Annotated in this window: 22 protein-coding genes; 14 read left to right on the top strand and 8 right to left on the bottom strand. The window is 43.8% G+C overall.

What is annotated here, in order from left to right; genetic code table 11:
- On the top strand, positions 1-1977 hold a 1977-nt coding region (locus tag BUA78_RS13010), incomplete at its 5' end, for an S-layer homology domain-containing protein (protein ID WP_072915276.1).
- A 35-nt stretch (positions 1978-2012) separates the two neighbouring features.
- Here BUA78_RS13010 and BUA78_RS13015 read toward each other — a convergent pair.
- Complete coding sequence (locus tag BUA78_RS13015) at positions 2013-2270, bottom strand: ribbon-helix-helix domain-containing protein (protein ID WP_072915278.1); 258 nt, start codon at positions 2268-2270, stop codon at positions 2013-2015.
- Between the two features lie 189 nt (positions 2271-2459).
- Here BUA78_RS13015 and BUA78_RS13020 point away from each other — a divergent pair, with 189 nt between their 5' ends.
- A complete protein-coding gene (locus BUA78_RS13020) occupies positions 2460-2768 on the top strand; it encodes a helix-turn-helix domain-containing protein (protein WP_072915281.1) in 309 nt (102 codons plus the stop codon).
- A gap of 148 nt (positions 2769-2916) precedes the next feature.
- Here the strand turns inward: BUA78_RS13020 and BUA78_RS13025 are convergent, their stop codons facing one another.
- The 6 genes from BUA78_RS13025 to BUA78_RS13050 form a co-directional block, all read right to left on the bottom strand.
- Positions 2917-3216: a zinc-ribbon domain containing protein gene (locus BUA78_RS13025; protein WP_072915283.1), complete on the bottom strand. Its 300-nt coding sequence runs from the start codon at positions 3214-3216 to the stop codon at positions 2917-2919.
- A 178-nt stretch (positions 3217-3394) separates the two neighbouring features.
- Entirely contained in the window at positions 3395-4342 is a 948-nt protein-coding gene (locus tag BUA78_RS13030; RefSeq protein ID WP_072915286.1) for an NAD(P)H-dependent flavin oxidoreductase, read from the bottom strand.
- A gap of 301 nt (positions 4343-4643) precedes the next feature.
- Positions 4644-5993 (bottom strand): Trk system potassium transporter TrkA, encoded by a 1350-nt coding sequence (gene trkA, locus BUA78_RS13035; RefSeq protein WP_072915288.1) that lies wholly within the window; start codon positions 5991-5993, stop codon positions 4644-4646.
- Positions 5994-6259: 266 nt separating this feature from the next.
- Positions 6260-6832: a manganese catalase family protein gene (locus tag BUA78_RS13040; protein ID WP_072915291.1), complete on the bottom strand. Its 573-nt coding sequence runs from the start codon at positions 6830-6832 to the stop codon at positions 6260-6262.
- Positions 6833-6852: 20 nt separating this feature from the next.
- On the bottom strand, positions 6853-7116 hold the full coding sequence (locus tag BUA78_RS13045; protein ID WP_072915494.1) for a spore coat protein CotJB: 264 nt from the start codon (positions 7114-7116) through the stop codon (positions 6853-6855).
- Between the two features lie 32 nt (positions 7117-7148).
- Positions 7149-7430 (bottom strand): spore coat associated protein CotJA, encoded by a 282-nt coding sequence (locus BUA78_RS13050; RefSeq protein ID WP_072915293.1) that lies wholly within the window; start codon positions 7428-7430, stop codon positions 7149-7151.
- A gap of 456 nt (positions 7431-7886) precedes the next feature.
- Here BUA78_RS13050 and BUA78_RS13055 point away from each other — a divergent pair, with 456 nt between their 5' ends.
- The 3 genes from BUA78_RS13055 (at position 7887) to BUA78_RS13065 (ending at position 10691) form a co-directional block, all read left to right on the top strand.
- Complete coding sequence (locus BUA78_RS13055) at positions 7887-9317, top strand: glucose-6-phosphate isomerase (protein ID WP_072915296.1); 1431 nt, start codon at positions 7887-7889, stop codon at positions 9315-9317.
- A gap of 168 nt (positions 9318-9485) precedes the next feature.
- Positions 9486-9821, top strand: a complete 336-nt coding sequence (locus tag BUA78_RS13060) for a hypothetical protein (protein WP_072915298.1) — start codon at positions 9486-9488, stop codon at positions 9819-9821.
- Positions 9822-10043: 222 nt separating this feature from the next.
- Positions 10044-10691, top strand: coding sequence for a rhomboid family intramembrane serine protease (locus BUA78_RS13065; RefSeq protein ID WP_072915301.1), 648 nt, complete (start codon positions 10044-10046; stop codon positions 10689-10691).
- Positions 10692-10740: 49 nt separating this feature from the next.
- On the opposite strand, the gene BUA78_RS13070 is transcribed toward BUA78_RS13065, so the two are convergent.
- Entirely contained in the window at positions 10741-11076 is a 336-nt protein-coding gene (locus BUA78_RS13070; protein WP_072915304.1) for a YmaF family protein, read from the bottom strand.
- A gap of 204 nt (positions 11077-11280) precedes the next feature.
- Here BUA78_RS13070 and BUA78_RS13075 point away from each other — a divergent pair, with 204 nt between their 5' ends.
- The 9 genes from BUA78_RS13075 (at position 11281) to BUA78_RS13115 (ending at position 16408) form a co-directional block, all read left to right on the top strand.
- Positions 11281-11736, top strand: coding sequence for an N-acetyltransferase (locus tag BUA78_RS13075; protein WP_072915306.1), 456 nt, complete (start codon positions 11281-11283; stop codon positions 11734-11736).
- Between the two features lie 13 nt (positions 11737-11749).
- A complete protein-coding gene (locus BUA78_RS13080; protein WP_072915309.1) occupies positions 11750-12127 on the top strand; it encodes a zinc ribbon domain-containing protein in 378 nt (125 codons plus the stop codon).
- Between the two features lie 211 nt (positions 12128-12338).
- Positions 12339-12854: an acetolactate synthase small subunit gene (gene ilvN, locus BUA78_RS13085; RefSeq protein ID WP_072915312.1), complete on the top strand. Its 516-nt coding sequence runs from the start codon at positions 12339-12341 to the stop codon at positions 12852-12854.
- Positions 12855-12917: 63 nt separating this feature from the next.
- Positions 12918-13193, top strand: a complete 276-nt coding sequence (locus BUA78_RS13090) for a CopG family ribbon-helix-helix protein (protein ID WP_072915314.1) — start codon at positions 12918-12920, stop codon at positions 13191-13193.
- A 6-nt stretch (positions 13194-13199) separates the two neighbouring features.
- Positions 13200-13550, top strand: coding sequence for a type II toxin-antitoxin system PemK/MazF family toxin (locus BUA78_RS13095; protein ID WP_072915317.1), 351 nt, complete (start codon positions 13200-13202; stop codon positions 13548-13550).
- Positions 13551-13606: 56 nt separating this feature from the next.
- Positions 13607-14311, top strand: a complete 705-nt coding sequence (locus BUA78_RS13100; RefSeq protein ID WP_072915319.1) for a gamma-glutamyl-gamma-aminobutyrate hydrolase family protein — start codon at positions 13607-13609, stop codon at positions 14309-14311.
- 24 nt (positions 14312-14335) lie between these two features.
- Positions 14336-15490, top strand: a complete 1155-nt coding sequence (locus BUA78_RS13105; RefSeq protein WP_072915322.1) for an amidohydrolase — start codon at positions 14336-14338, stop codon at positions 15488-15490.
- Between the two features lie 131 nt (positions 15491-15621).
- Positions 15622-16029, top strand: coding sequence for a response regulator (locus tag BUA78_RS13110; protein ID WP_072915324.1), 408 nt, complete (start codon positions 15622-15624; stop codon positions 16027-16029).
- Between the two features lie 160 nt (positions 16030-16189).
- The gene (locus BUA78_RS13115) at positions 16190-16408 is read left to right on the top strand and encodes a hypothetical protein (RefSeq protein WP_072915327.1); all 219 of its coding nucleotides are present in this window, start codon (positions 16190-16192) and stop codon (positions 16406-16408) included.
- Positions 16409-16430: the final 22 nt, after the last annotated feature.

A 16430-nucleotide genomic window follows, 5' to 3' on the forward strand; every position in this document is an offset into this window, starting at 1 on the left:
ATTGATCCCAGTATGCAAACCTTTGTGGCGGCTGCCGTAAAGCATGGCGTGATGTCTGGTAAGACGAATAATTTATTTGATCCCAAAGCCAACGTTACCCGGGGTGAAATGGCTGCCATTGTGGCACGGCTATTTGAAAATGGCAAGATAAACCCTTCACCCGATAAATATTTCATTGGCAAACTTTCTACAGTGGATGTAACTGGTAAGAAAATAACAGTGACTAAGGACGGCCAAAGTAAGACCTATAGCTTGGATGCTGATGCTCTATGTTATCGGGATGGTAAACGCACGGGGATTGGTGTTTTTAAGGCCAATGAAAATGTTAAGGTTGCCCTGGATGCTGCCAATAAAGTAACGGTTATGGCCTATACCACAGCCACCACCACGGCACCTCCCAGTGTGTCAGTTGCTACCACCTATACAGGAACGATCCGTAGCCTGTTGTCGGGTAATCCGATAACTTTATCTTTCCAGCCCGACTCTGGAACTCTCAATTCCTATCCACTGTCTAGCAATGCCATTATTAAACAAAATGGTATAGTGAAGGATTTAACGGCTTTAACTTCTGGTTCCAGGGCAGAGATTAAGGTAACCGGTGACAGTGTAACAGAGGTTAATTTACTAAGTGCAGTTCCCTCTGGTAACGAGAAAAGGGGCTATGTAGTTAATATGTACTTGGATTACTTCACCATTCGTTATGATGACGGGACCTCAGAAGAGATCCAAAAAACCAATGCAGGTGCTTCCTTTTCCCAGCTATTCCGGGGACAACGGGTGGCTGTTACTAAGTCGGGGAGTCTGGTGACCGGTGTGGTTGGTTTATCGGAAGCTAAGAAGCTGTTCGGTGAAGTGGTTAGTGTTGGTTCCTCCAGTATTACTATCGAAGATGTGGATGGCTATGAGCGTAATATTGATATGGCCAGTAGTTATAAGGTAAAGGATGAAGACGGTGATACTATTGATCTGGATGAAATCAATGAAGAAGATGAAGTGGAAATAGAAGTGAATAGTAAGGAAGAGGCTGTTACAATCAAACTGCTAGACGGTTCTTCCTCCTCATCGTCCTCGTCTAATTTAGAAGGGGAAGTTACAGTTCTTGATACCTCCGGCGACTACAGTATTAAAATTCGCAAGCCCGACGGCAGCGAAAAAACCTACGATGTGGAAGACGACGTAGATGTTTATGAAGATGGAGATTCCATAGATTTTGACGACATTAGAAAAGGTGATTATGTTAAATTAAAGTTGAACAGTAGGGATGATGTGACCCGCATTGATATTTTAGATGTGGAATTGGTAGAAGGGGAAGTCACGGATGTGGATACTTCTGGCAGTTGGAGCATTACCATTGAGGATTCCCGTGGAGATGACGAGACCTACGATGTGTCAGACGATGTCGATGTTTACGACGAAGATGGTAAGAGCAAAAAATTTAAAGATATCGATGACGGAGACCAAGTTAAATTGGTAATTGATGATGACGACGAGGTTATTACTATTACCATTTTAGATGAAGATTCATCCTCCTCTCGGGACGGCACCTATACCGGTACATTGACAGGCCTGGATGAAGATGATGAGGAATTAACTCTTAAGACTAGCAGCGGTACGAAAACCTACACCCTGGCCAGAAATGTGGATGTAGAAAATGACGGGGATGAACTAGACTTAGACGAAATCCTTATCGGTTCTAAGGTGAGAATTACAGTAGAAGACGGCGAAGTGGAAGAAATTGAAATTACCGATGCTGAGGACATTACCATTGAAGGAAAGCTCTATAACATAGATGCTCACTATATCTGGCTTAAGCAAGAAAACGGTACCCATAAACTGAAAATGGCTAGCGATGTTACCTTGGAAGATGATGAGGGCGATGAAGTTGATTGGGATGAACTTAAGGATGATTTCTTAAACGATGATGTTGAAGTTGAACTAGATAATGGTGAAGTAGAAACCCTAACTGTAATAGAGTAAAAAATGAGGCGGCATACAAATGGCCGCCTCATTTTTTACCGTTTGTAGCCGCCCAAATCTAAGAGAGAATTGTAATAATCCAGGTCGGAAATTTCCATGTCTTCAACTGCAACGTTGCGTGGAGTGGTTTTAGCAACGGTTAGGGAGGCCATGTCTTTTTTTATTAGAAGTCGTATGTATTGGCTGCGATTGGTTTCCTCAAAGGAACTATGATTGATTTGGGTAATTTTTTGGTCTAGATATTCAATTAAATCCTCAGGAATACTTATAGTTATGGTTTTGTGTCGGCGCACGCTGTTTCCCCCTTTGCTGGTAGTGTTATGGTATATCTTATGTGAAGTTAACAGGATTCAATAACCTGAATTGGCAAATTAATCAATAAAAATATAAACAAACATTTTCAGAAAAATTACCACTCATACCAGTGCGTCTAAAACAAATAATAGGGATAAGTACTTTTTAAAAGGAGGCTTCAACAAGATATGTATAGCCCAAAGGAATTAGGCCTCAAAGTAAAAAAAGCCAGGGAACACCGGGCAAAAAGAAGCGGACAGGATTTTTCTCAGAAAATGTTAGCCTTTAAGATTGGGGAAACTTCTAAATGGGTGCAAAAATTAGAGAAAGGCCAATTTTACCCGGAGTGGGATGCTCTGAATTTAATTGCCGATACCTGTGGAGTGGATATTGAGTTTCTGACAGAAGAAAAATTTGAAAGTGAAGTAGAATACGAGGAGGCAGTTAAAGGTGGTTATGTTACTAGAAGGATAGAACAAGAGGAATTATATTTATAGATAAATTAGGAAAAAATGGCTTGTTGCCCGTGAACTATAGATTATCCTTGAAGGACAGTCAATCCTGGTTTATCCGTTGTTATCGGAAAGTTTAAGCTTTCCGATAACTAAAAAACCCGAATGCCTTTTTTGGGCATTCGGGTTTAAATTAACGATATTGTCTGGTACGGCTGAAGCAATCACGGCAGTAAACTGGCTTTGTGCCGCTAGGCTGGAAAGGAACTTGCGTGGTACAGCCGCACTCGTCACAAACAGCTTCGAACATTTGTCTTTGAGGGCGGTAGCCTTCGTTTCCTTGCATACGCTGCTTACGTGCAGCCCGGCAAGAAGGGCAACGAGAAGGATCGTTTTGGAATCCTTTCTCAGCAAAGAATTCCTGTTCGCGTGCGGAAAACTCAAATTCGGCTCCACAATCACGGCATGTAAGAGTTCTGTCGGAAAAAGTCAAACCTATCTCCCCCGAATAATAGGCTCCCTAAATCACCCGGTGCCAACCACATAGAACTACCGATACCCTGACACCGATCAATTTTTCGGGAGGAGATAGCCTTAGTTAGCTGGTGAAAACTTAGAGGCAATTCAAGTATAACACTCCATCCCGCCAAAAATCAATGATTACTTTAGCCTTAAGCGTTAGCAAGATCAGTGATGAGGCGGTCAAAAATTACACTTACGGGCAAGATGTCCTTGATCTGATGCACGTTCTGGCCACAAAAGACCAACCCATTGTTAATATCACCGTCGCGACTATTCACGAGAGCATCCATAATGCAAAAGGATTGAGAGCAATGCTTTAGGCAAGCCTGACAGTTTTCAGGTTCCGGAGCCTGTTTATTTAAAATGCGATTTACCAGGCTATTTTTTAAAGCACGCCCGGGTAATCCTACGGGGCTTAATATTTCAACTACATCATCTGAAGTTGAGTTTAGGTAATGTTTCTTAAAAGCATCAGCGACGGTACATTCAACGCTCAATACGAAACGAGTGGCCATTTGAACACCATCAGCCCCCATGCGAATCATATCAGCTATACCTTTGCCGTCAACAATACCACCAGCTGCAATGACGGGGATTTTTACAGCTGCTTTAATCTCAGGGAGAATTTCCTTGATGGAGCGGTCTGTACCCAAATGCCCCCCTGCCTCGGTACCTTCAGCAACCACAGCGGCTGCCCCCAGTTTTTCTGCCATTTTGGCTGCTTTAGCATAAGACACAATGGATACGATGGGGGTATTAGACTCTTTCCCCCAGGCGAAGATTTCCCGTGAAAAACCAGCACCAGTAAAAATCATGTCAATTTTCTCTTCAATGGCTGTATGAACTATTTTAGCAAATTCTCGTGCAGCATACATAATATTAATTCCGATAATACCCGTGGGTGAAATTCTACGGGCTTCCCGGATCTCACTGCGTAGTTCATCTTCCTCCATGCCGGTAGCACCAATTACGCCAATACCACCAGCATTGGCCACTGCTCCGGCTAAGGGGGCCGTAGAAACTCTAACGGCCATACCACCTTGAATAATTGGATATTTGGGGATAAATTTGCCTATCCTGAGAGTTGGAAATTCCAAGACCACTTTCTCCTTCCATATAATCCATAAGTATACCTACTTAATTTAAACAAAAATTAGCTAAATTTGCAAATAAAGTTTTTTGCTAAATATCACCTATTCTAATACCAATTTTAACCGTTAATGCCAAAACTTAATACTAAAGACCAGCAATACCGTATATATCTCTAAACATCTAAGTAACTTCAGGAGAGCAAGCACAATTTTATCTAGATCTGGGATAGCAAAGTAACTCGACATAAGACCCACAAGGCCAAATCTTGGGCCAACATTTCCCAGCTCCGATCATGGATATGCAAGATTATTTTCCTCCTGCACCAAACAGTCTTTCAAGAGAGGCAAGAGTATGTCCCATGGCAAAGACTACTAAGCGGTCTTCTACCAATATTTTTTCAGTACCCTCAGGTATAATAGCTTCACCGTCACGTAAGATAGCTCCTACGATAACATTACGGGGTAAACCACATTTGGCCAGAGTTTTACCAACCACCCGGCTTTGGGCAGGAACAATTAGCTCCGCCACTTCAGCTTTCCCGTTCAGCAGCATAAAGAGTGATAATAGCCTGCCCCCTTGAATGAAACGGACAATCTCGCTGGCAGTAATTAGACGAGGGCTGACGGCTGCATCCACACCCAAGCTTTCTACAATGGGTGCATAACTAGCACGACTAACCTTGGCGATAACCATTTTAGCTCCCATTTGCTTAGCTAATAAGGAGATCAGTAAATTCTCTTCATCCAGGCCGGTAACCGCTACAAAACCATCGGTTTCTTCAATACCTTCTCGCTTAAGCAAATCAACGTCGGTTCCGTCACCATTTAAGATAAGGGCGTCGGGTAACCGCTCGGATAGTTCCTGGCAACGAGAGTAATCTTGTTCTATTATTTTTACAGACATACCCAGGGAACAAAGCTTGTCCGCCAAGTAAAAAGCCAAGCGACCGCCGCCCAAAATGATAACGGAATGCAGTTGCTTTTGTCTACGTTTTTTTACTTTAGAGACCAACTTGTCAATACTGCCCGGTAGGCCCAAAATGTAAAGTGTGTCATGCGGTAAAATAGTATCCATACCACCAGGTACAATCATATCTCCACGTCGGGATATGGCGACAATGAGGCAGGAAGGTGGCATATCTAAATCCCAAATTGGTTTGTTGGCAAAAAGAGTCATGCCTTCATCCACGGTGATATCTGCCATTTGTACCTTACCCTGACCAAAGGGTTCAGTATGTACGGGAAGAGCCATAGTTAACATGCGAACAATTTCTCGAGCAGCCGCAAATTCAGGATTAATGATTAAATCTAACCCCAAGTCTTCCCGAGAGAACCAGGCATCTTGGGCATAATGCGGATCCCGAACCCGCACGATACATTTGCCAATTCCCAGCTTTTTGCCAGTTATCCCGGCAATAATATTTACTTCATCGGTACTAGTTACAGCCAGCAAAAGGTCACTGTCGACCACATGAGGATCTCGTAAGACCTGGGCAGTGGCGCCGTTTCCTTTCATCACCATAACATCTAAGTGTTCGTCAACCCTGGAAAGTTTTGTTTCATCCTTGTCCACCACTAAGATGTCATGGCCCTCCTCGCAAAGACGACGGGCTGTTTCAAAACCCACTTTGCCTGCGCCAATAATTGTGATTTTCATAACAAGATTGCCCTCCGGTAAAATGATTAACACATACTACTGTAATACTTGATACAAGGGTAAAAAGCAAGATGTTTTTAAGTGAAGAAAATAAATAATCAGAATCCCCGGATTAATTTTTAAGGGATTCTGATAATCAATAGTATTCCTTAGTAGTTGTAATTTTAAGATCAAATTCGGATTTTTCTTTCAGATGAAGATTACGCCGTTCTGGGGAGGGGCTATTCAAAAGGATATTTTCGGGGGCAGTCTTTCAAGGTATCAGCTTAATAGAATCTTTTCTGACTCATACATTCTTGCACCTGCATTAAGGTTTCGCCAAACCGCTGGAAGTGTACCACTTCACGCTCTCGCAGGTAACGTAAAACGTCAGTTACGCAGGGATCATCAGATAAGCAAATTAGGTTTTCGTAAACTGCCCGCGCCTTTTGTTCTGCTGCCAGGTTTTCGTGTAAATCAGCGACCGGGTCACCGGTAGCGGATACATAAGCAGCTGTCCAGGGGACTCCATTGGGATCACTCCAAAATAAAGCGCTGTCGTGAGTGGCATAGTGACCGTCAAGACCGGCCGCTTTAATTGCTTCAATAGAGGCACCTTCCAATAGTTTATAAACGACAGTACCTACAATCTCCATATGCGCCAGTTCTTCTGTGCCAATGTCGGTAAGGACAGCTTTGGCCCGGGAGGTTGGCATACTGTAACGCATATTTAAATAACGCAGAGAGGCCGATAATTCACCTTCCGGACCACCGTATTGTGTTAGAACTTCTTTTGCCAAGCGAGGATTGGGTCCAGAAACCCGAACCGGGATTTGTAATTTCTTTTCATAGATCCACATAGATGCACAAATCCTTTCATTTAATATTTAAGCTCCCAGGGCCAGGGAAGTTCTGCCCATTTCCAGGTGTTTTGTAATGCTGGTGAAAAACCGAAGTTAAGCAAAGGTCCACAAAATTGCTCATAATTTCGAATACACTGCATTAAATCCTGGTGTACTTTGTTAAACATAGCTAGTGCTTGCTGATCATCCGGGTGGGTATCTAAAAAAAGATTTAATTCAAGGGCAGTAAATTCCAGTTGTTGAATTTGCAAAAGCATTTGTGCCATGCGACGATTATCCATACCAGTAGCTTCCACCGTGTTCACCTCCAGAATTATTTATGATAGGGGCGATATAATTCGGGAAATAAAGTTCCAACCTCTAGGGCCTTGGCACAATCAAAGACCGGGCCAAAACGCTGAATGCAGAAATATGCCCGAGCTAGTTCCATGCCTGGGCAGGACGTTCCGGGACAATTGTCAGGTTGCATACCTGGCATCGGTTGGAAGGGAGAAGTGGGCATGCCAGGCTTGCCGTAGAAAGGGCCGCCCATGGGACCCATCATAGGAGCAGCTTGGGCCTGGGCCTGTTCAATTTTTTTGTCATCTCTGAACATGGAGCATACCTCCAAATAATATTTTGATAGGGCTCTTTATAGTTTCCATATTATTCTATATTTGGCGATTTTGTTACAGCCTTGATAAAAATAAAAACCGCAGGTGAATAATTCTGCGGTTTGTAGCATAGCTATAAATTTGTTATTGTTAAAAGCCGTATGTCCATTTGTAAGGCTATTTTTGCCAGTTGGGCAGATAATTCTTCCAAAGATGCTGCTGTGTTTTAGTAACAGCCACATCTTGCATAACATAGTGGGAATCTACTAAAAGCTAATTGAATTTCCTATTTGCCATAATCAATAGATAAGTTTTAAATTTTATAATATTTATGTCCATTTTAAACATAATTTGTCGTTTTTTGGGTCATTATTTCAGGATGGACCTGTAACCATGAAGGCAGGTAAATTGGGATATAATATGGAAACTTTTATAAGCTGGAAAGAGGAGGTAAATGAATGCGTTATGAACAACTTCAATGGCAAGAGCAAATGAAAATACAGGTGGATTTTAACCATATGATGACGGAGTTCATTGGTGAGGAAGAGGGGTTTACCAGGGAGCATATCGAAGCACTGGCAGGGAAAATCAAAGATTCACACCAGAGGATGCTGAAGAAAAGTGGTTCCGGGTGGCTGGAGTGGAGAAAGCTGCCTATGAATCAGGAAGAAGTCGTAACGAAAATCGTAAGAACGGCTGAAGAAATTCGCAGCCGGGCCGAGGCTTTTGTGGTGTTAGGTATTGGTGGCTCTGCATTAGGGCCTCTGGCAGTGCAAACAGCCCTTAATCACCTGCATTACAATGAATTGCCTACGGAAAGACGAGGGGGACCCCGCTTTTATGTATTAGACAATGTTGATCCTGAACGGGTGGCAGCCCTCTTTGATATTATTGATCCAGCCAAAACGATATTTAATGTGATTAGCAAATCTGGCAGTACCTCTGAAACCATGGCACAATTTATGATCGTCTTTAATTTACTGCGAGAAAAAATTGGCAGTGACTATGCTAAGAATATTATTGCTACCACTGATGCAGAAAAAGGTAACCTTGTAAAGATGGCCAGGGAGGAAGGTTATACCACTTTCACCATTCCTGCCGGGGTGGGCGGTCGCTTTTCAGAGCTTTCCCCTGTGGGCTTGCTGCCGGCCGCTGTTTGTGGTATTGATATTAGAGAACTTTTGGCTGGGGCCGCTTACATGGATAAGCTTTGCCAGCAGGAGGATGTTTTCCGCAATCCGGCCTATATGTTGGGGGTTTTGCAATACCTGGCCATGCGGCGTGGTAAAAATATTTCCGTAATGATGCCTTATACAGATGCCCTTAAATATTTTGCAGATTGGTATGCCCAGTTGTGGGCAGAAAGTCTGGGCAAGCGGACCGATAACAATGGGGAAGATGTTTTTGCCGGTCAAACTCCTGTGAAGGCCCTGGGCACTACCGATCAACACTCCCAGGTGCAGCTTTACGTGGAGGGGCCCTTTGACAAAGTGGTTACCTTCCTGGGGGTGGGATGTTATCGTCAAGAGGTTACTATTCCTAAGGTGTTCGAAGATTTGGCAGGTATCGCCTTTTTAGGCGGTCACACACTGGGCCAACTAATCAAAGCTGAACAGTTGGCCACTGAATATGCATTGATGAAGGCACAGCGCTTAAACTTTACCGTTACTTTGCCTGAAATTAATGCCTTTACGGTGGGGCAACTCATTCAATTGCTGGAAATTCAAACGGCCTTTGTTGGTGAATTACTCGATATTAATGCCTTTGATCAACCTGGTGTGGAGGAGGGCAAAAACGCTACCTATGCTTTATTAGGCAGACCTGGCTATGAGTCTAAAAAGCAAGAGCTTGAAACGCGCCCGCTGAAGAAATCGGAATATATCCTATAGCAGGGAATTTTTGCCATTCCTGAGCCCTGGGAACTAAAGGGCAACAGCCAATGGACAAGGGTTTTCTGACAAAGTTATGCCAAATAGCGAATGACAATAGCTAACAACGAAATACTATCATAATAACGGCAACCCCAAAGCACTACCCATAAGCAAAGGAGGCTCCATATGCAGCGTTTACCCGAGCAAGATATCTATGTTTACAAAACACCCGGCGAAGAAGTGCATAAAATATTGGTGGGAGATTTAGACCAAAAAAGACTAAAGGCCTTTTCCAAGGTAGACGTCACCAACGAACAGATCACGTATAAAATCATTGCTGAAGATGCTAACAAGAAGACAGAGGTCTTGGCTGAAGGCACTGGTTCTCCAGCTGATTTTGAAAAGGAAGTAACCCGGTTGGGCCAGCAATATCTAGAACCCGTTGGAGAAAACTGGCGGGAAATACAGCCCAAGGTTATGAAGGTTTTTGACCCCAATCACCTTTGCCCTAAATACGAATAGAAAAGGTTCCTCCAGGTGCTTCTATAACCACTAGAAGCACCTTTTTAGTGATTTAACAAGTGCTCCCACCACACTACACAGACCCTCGCAATACTCACAAGTCCAGACCGGAAAATCCAGTCAAGGCCCGAAGTCCAGACTAGTAATAAATTGTTAATAACCCTGTAAGTTTTTTATCCGTAATATAATGTATAATAACAAAAAAATGGGAGGTAAAAGGCTTTGATACCACTCAAAGATAACATACCCTCACGAAGATTTCCCATTGTTACCGTCTTGATTATTCTACTTAACACCACTGTCTGGCTATATGAAGTATCTCTTGGGCCTTACATGGATAATCTAATCTTTGCTCTGGGGGTAACTCCTGCAGAATTAAACCACTATAGCCTCGGGGGGCAGCTAATTTTACTGACTACTGCTATGTTTTTGCACGGTAGTTGGCTGCATTTCCTGGGCAATATGCTATATCTTTGGATATTTGGGGATAACGTGGAAGATCGGTTGGGAAGGCCGAGATTCCTCCTCTTTTACTTACTAACAGGATATATTGCTACTTTAGCCCATGTTATGTCGGACCCTTCGTCAACATCCCCTCTCATTGGGGCCAGTGGAGCCATAGCTGGCGTATTGGGCGGTTATTTAATTCTTTTTCCCCATGCCCGGGTATTAACGTTGATACCAATTTTTATTTTTATCCAAATCATTCATATTCCAGCCCTCTATTTCCTGGGGCTTTGGTTCTTACTGCAAATTTTTAGCCAGACATTCAATATGCAAGGCGTGCAATCTGTAGCCTTTTTGGCCCATATCGGCGGCTTTGTGGCCGGTGCGTTGCTGGTTAAATTATTTCAAAAATACCGATACTAAGTATAAAAATCGACTTATTGTCTGCCTGGGAGCTATTAGGTTATGACCATTAGGGCTGAATGCTGCTGGCTCGAGTAAAACCGGAAAAGTCATGGCTGTGCCTATCGGCAGGACAGGCGATCGTTAAGCCAATGATCAAGTGAAGGTGTTCCGTGTCTGAAATCCAAACGGGTGGCCCAGTAATGCCCTTTATCTCATGACTGTGCAGATAAAGGAAAGAACAATGGGTGATGTATATTTCATGTATATGACCCAACCCAGAGCATTCGGGCAGAAGTATCTCCGAACCAGTCACGCCAGAAAAGCTGTGACGGTGTCCGCAGGCATCCTCGGTGGCTCCAATAAAGCAATGTGCATGGGTCAATGCAGATAGAACCAAATTCATGAAATATTGATACCTCCTTCTTACCATATGGTATGTGGCTCTCTTGCTCTGTGTACCGGGTAAGATCCAAAATAAGGACTTTTTAGGTAATTTAGCAACGCAAGATGAATTTTGTTGAAATAAAGCAGGTTATTAGATGTTGATTGAAGAATATAGAAAGCTATACGGTTGTTATATATCTTAAACTAGTAAGGGGTTGCAAGAGTGCTCATCCGAAAAGCGAAGATTTCAGATGTTGAAGATATACATAGACTAATTAACCATTATGCCACTGAAGGTCAGATGTTGGCCCGGGCTAGGACAACCCTTTATGAAGGAATAAGGGAGCTTTCCGTGGTGGAGGATCAGGGGCAAGTGGTGGCAGTGGGTTCTCTGCATGTGGTATGGTGTGACTTAGCAGAAGTTCGAGCGTTGGCTGTGGCACCGGATTATATTAAACAAGGTTTAGGCAAAACTTTGGTACAAACTTTTTTGCAAGAAGCCAAGGGTTTGGAACTTCCCAGGGTGTTTGCTCTTACGTATAAGCCGGAATTTTTTATGAAGTGCGGTTTTCGGGTAATTGACAAAGATGAATTGCCTCAAAAGGTCTGGAAAGAATGTGTGAACTGTCCCCAGTTTCCCAACTGTGAGGAAACTGCGGTCATTATAGATCTGGACTAAAGGAGGAATTGGTATGGAATTTATTAAAAACATTAGTGAAAAAGCCAAGGATTTTGGTGAAAAAGCCAAAGAAATTACCAAACGCTCCGGGGAACTTTTAGAAGTCACCAAGATGCGGTACGAGATCAGTAAGCTGGAAAGAATCATGGTTAATAATGTTGAGGCCATAGGAGAGCTCTATTTCCGTAAGTTTAAAGGAGAGGGAGAACTGGCAGAAGAAATTGAACGACTCTGCCAAAGCACCCAGGGGGTGGAGCAGGATATAGCGAACCTACGGACACAAATTGAGAAACTTACGCCAAAGGCACCGCTCTGTCCGAAGTGCCAAACAGCACTTACCGAAGAGGCAAAGTTTTGTCACAATTGTGGAACCAAAATAGAAGAGCAGTAAGATACCATTTATTACATGGCTTTATATACAGGAATCGACAACACGTATGTAGAAAACCTTATTTTTATTGGCATATCGGGATGTATAAAACGTTCCGATATGCCTAAGGGCAAACTAGGCTTACTTGCCTGTGTCCTTTAGGTTATTCCCTATAGGGTACAAGCAAGCCAAGTCATACTACTTGAATGTGGTTAAAAGGGGTCGTGGCATGATGAGACGTAGCTTAGCCGTACTGGTACTTAACAAACCCGGGGTACTGGCTAGAATATCTGGCTTAATTAGTCGGCGGATGTTTAACATTGAAAGTATTGCTGCCGGTTATACCGAAGATCCGAATATTACCCGCATTACTTTAGTGGTGCAGGGTGATGAGAATATTCTCTATCAGGTGGTCAAACAACTGAGTAAATTGGTGGATGTCATTAAAATTCACGAATTAGCTGCTTCAGATTCCATTAATCGTGAGTTGGCCTTAATTAAAGTAAGGGCTAACGATGCCAGCCGCCGGGCGGACATCGTTAATATTGTAGATATTTTCCGGGCGAATGTGGTAGATGTAAATAGCGAGACGATGGTTATTGAATTACCGGGTACTGAAGAGAAGATTGATGCCCTTTGCAGTATTCTCCGGGAACATGGCATTGTGGAAATGGTTCGAACCGGTAAGATTTGCCTGGACCGTGGACCAGGAGCGGCAAAAGATGCTCCAGACAATGATCTGACATAATTTACCCGTTTTTGGGTATATATTATGGTATATAAAAATTGTATTGACAGGGGGGTCCGGTAGGTGTCGCAGGCGCAAATTAAACGTATCATGATTAGCCTACCCGACAGTTTGCTAGCGGAAGTAGACAACATTGTCGAGGAAGAACGGGTGAACCGTAGCGAGTTTATCAGGGAGGCTATGAGGTTATATATCTCCGAACGCAATCGGCGCATTTTAAGGGAACAAATGAAAAAAGGTTATTTGGAAATGGCAAAACTGAATCTGGCTCTGGCCATTGAATACCAGCATATTGAGAGTTGTTCCCCTGGTTATGAGCTGGCCAAAGCGGAGGGATAAAACTTCATGCAAGTTCAGCGGGGAGATGTTTTTTATGCCGACCTAAGCCCAGTGGTCGGCTCAGAACAGGGGGGCATTCGGCCAGTATTAATCTTGCAGAACGATATCGGCAACCAATACAGCCCTACTACTATTATAGCGGCCATCACCTCTCAAATTGCGAAAGCGAAACTGCCGACCCATATTGAGATTCAGGCCAAAATGAGTGGTTTGGACAAGGATTCAGTGGTTCTGTTAGAACAGATCAGAACCATTGATAAAAGCCGCTTATTCGAAAAGGTTTCCTCCCTAAACATTGAATACATGAATCGGGTGAACCGAGCCATTGAAATTAGTTTGGGATTGGTGGAAATCTAGCAAGGTTATGAATACACTCCAAAGAGGGGTGTATTTTTGCTTTGAGGAGGGATACGATGACTCCGCTGATTGGCATAACCAGTTCCTACGACAGGGAGAGTAACCGAACCTTTATTAGCAGGTTTTACTGTCAAGTTATAGAAGCAGCTGGCGGGTTACCTTTGATATTACCCTGCATTTTAGGAGAAAAAACCGTTGATAGAATTTTAGACAAGATTGATGGATTGTTGCTGTCCGGGGGTGTGGATGTGGATCCCCTTTTATTCGGAGAGGAACCGCTGCCCTCCTTGGGGTCCATTTGCCCGGAAAGGGATACATTTGAATTGGCCTTAACCCGCCGGGCCTTAACCTTAGGGCTTCCCATACTGGCTGTTTGCCGAGGCTTACAGGTATTAAATATTGCCGCCGGGGGGAATGTGCTGCAGGATATTGGATCACACATAGCAAAGCCTTTGAAACATGATCAACAGGCACCCCTTTGGTATGGGACCCATTCCATCGAGGTACTGCCCGGCAGCCGTTTGGCGGCAATTTTTGGCGAAAAGACCATTGTCAATTCCTTTCATCACCAAGCGGTGGCCCGAATAGCCGCTGGGTTTTTAGCCACCGCCTGGTCCTCAGACGGTGTGGTGGAGGCTATGGAAAGCAGCTCTTCTTCCTTTATTGTGGGAATACAATGTCATCCGGAATGCATGTGGGAACATGACCCAAAGATGTTCCAATTATTTAAAGAATTTGTAGCAGCCTCGGCAACTAAGTAGTTAACGAATTAGGGAGGGACATTTATGTTTGCAATTATCAATGGAACCCTATTAACCATGTCGGGTCCGCCTATTTTTCAGGGTACAGTTTTAGTGGAACAAGGTAAAATCATACAAGTGGGTCAGAACCTCCCTCTAGCGGGGCGAGTAGACGTAATCGATGCGGCAGGGAAATTAGTCCTTCCCGGTTTAATTGATGCTCACAGTCACGTGGGTATTGCGGAAGAAGTTTACCAAATCGAGGGGGATGACACCAATGAAACCACTGCCCCGGTAACAGCACATCTCCGGGCTATTGATGCGGTAAATCCTGCTGACCTAGGTTTTCAAGATGCCCTGGCCGGTGGAGTTACCACAGTGGTAACCGGACCCGGCAGCGCTAACGTCATAGCTGGTGAAATGGTCACCATGAAGACCTACGGTGCTGTAGTAGATGACATGGTTATTCGCTTTCCAGCCGGACTAAAATGTGCGCTGGGGGAAAATCCTAAACGAGTTTACGGCAGCCACAATAAAATGCCGGCTACCCGCATGGCAACGGCTGCGCTGCTGCGGCAAACATTGGTGGAGGCTCAGAATTACCTGGCTAAACAAGAAAAAGCCAGGGCAGAGAAGACCGTTCCGGAACGCAGTTTGCAAATGGAGGCGTTGCTCAGGGTTCTCAAAAGAGAAGTACCTCTGCGTGTTCACGCCCATCGGGCAGATGACATTATGACGGCGGTACGCATCGCCCGGGAATTTAATGTTGAACTGATTGTGGAGCACTGTACGGAGGGACACTTAATTGCCCCTGTGTTGGCTGATGCCGGAGTCAAGGCGGTGGTGGGACCGATCATTACTAACCGAGCCAAGGTGGAATTGATGAACAGAAGCCTGGAAACCGCTATGGCCTTATATAAATCAGGGGTACCCTTTGCGCTGATGACTGACCACCCGGTGGTCCCCATCCAATATCTAAGCCTTTCTGCTGGCTTAGCTGTCAAAGGTGGGTTGCCCGAAGAGGAGGCTTTGAAGGCAATTACTATTAATGCGGCTAAACTTCTTGGTATTGATCACCGGGTGGGTTCCTTGCAACCGGGCAAAGATGCTGATATTATTATCGTGGATCGACCAATATTCGACCCAAATCATCGGGTTGAACGGGTTTTTGTTGGTGGGCGACAGGTTATTGGAAATTAATTAAAAATAGCCATAAAACAATAATTTTTAGCAGGATTTTAAAATCTCCCGTCGAAATGGTTAAACAAGAAAAAATGGTAAATGATACCTTTTATGGAATCTTGTCACAAATTGTCGGGAGGCGTAGAAAAATGAAAAATCCACTCAATGTTCTGATTGTGGATGATCAGGCAGGAGTTCGATATCTACTGGAGATTTTAGTTAAGGAATCAGGGCATCAGGTTTATACCGCTCAAAATGGCGTGGAAGCTGTGGAAAAGGTACGCATTCTAAAACCCGATCTCATTTTTATGGATGTTCGTATGCCGATCATGGGGGGGTTGGAGGCCTTAGGCAAAATAAAGAAAATTGTTCCCACAACTGAGGTTGTTATGATGACTGCCTACAGTGCCGAAGACACAGCTACCATTGCCATGCAAAAAGGGGCGATGCTGTGTATGAGCAAGCCCTTTGATGTGGAAGAAGTGAAACATCTGTTGGAAAGAATGGCCTCAACAACACCGATTTACGAACAGGCTTGTTTAGAAAATTATGCATAACAACAAAATGTTCTCGTCATAACGGGAACGTTTTTTATTTACCGTGGGTATAACCTAGGGCGGGTAAGCAAGCTAAATTATTCCAATTCAGCTACATTTTGTGTTTTACTGTTGTAAATATTGGTAATAATACCAATAGTAAAGCCCGGGAGGGATTACCATGTTTACAGTGGTTGTGCAACAAATTCCTACCATTGTTGTAGCAGCGGTAAGCTTTGTTATTTGGATGTGGCTTGCCCTAAAAATAATGCACCAGATACCTGTAATTACCAGCAAGCTAGGATTAGGTGAAGCACCTGGCCTTATTGTTGCAGTAATGGCACTATGGCCGTTGTTTGCCTTAACCTACGAACTGTTTCGTTTCTTTCTTCCCTCCTAATGGCAGAGACCCCTATCTCTTT

This window comes from Desulforamulus aeronauticus DSM 10349, assembly GCF_900142375.1.
Classification (GTDB): domain Bacteria; phylum Bacillota; class Desulfotomaculia; order Desulfotomaculales; family Desulfotomaculaceae; genus Desulfotomaculum; species Desulfotomaculum aeronauticum.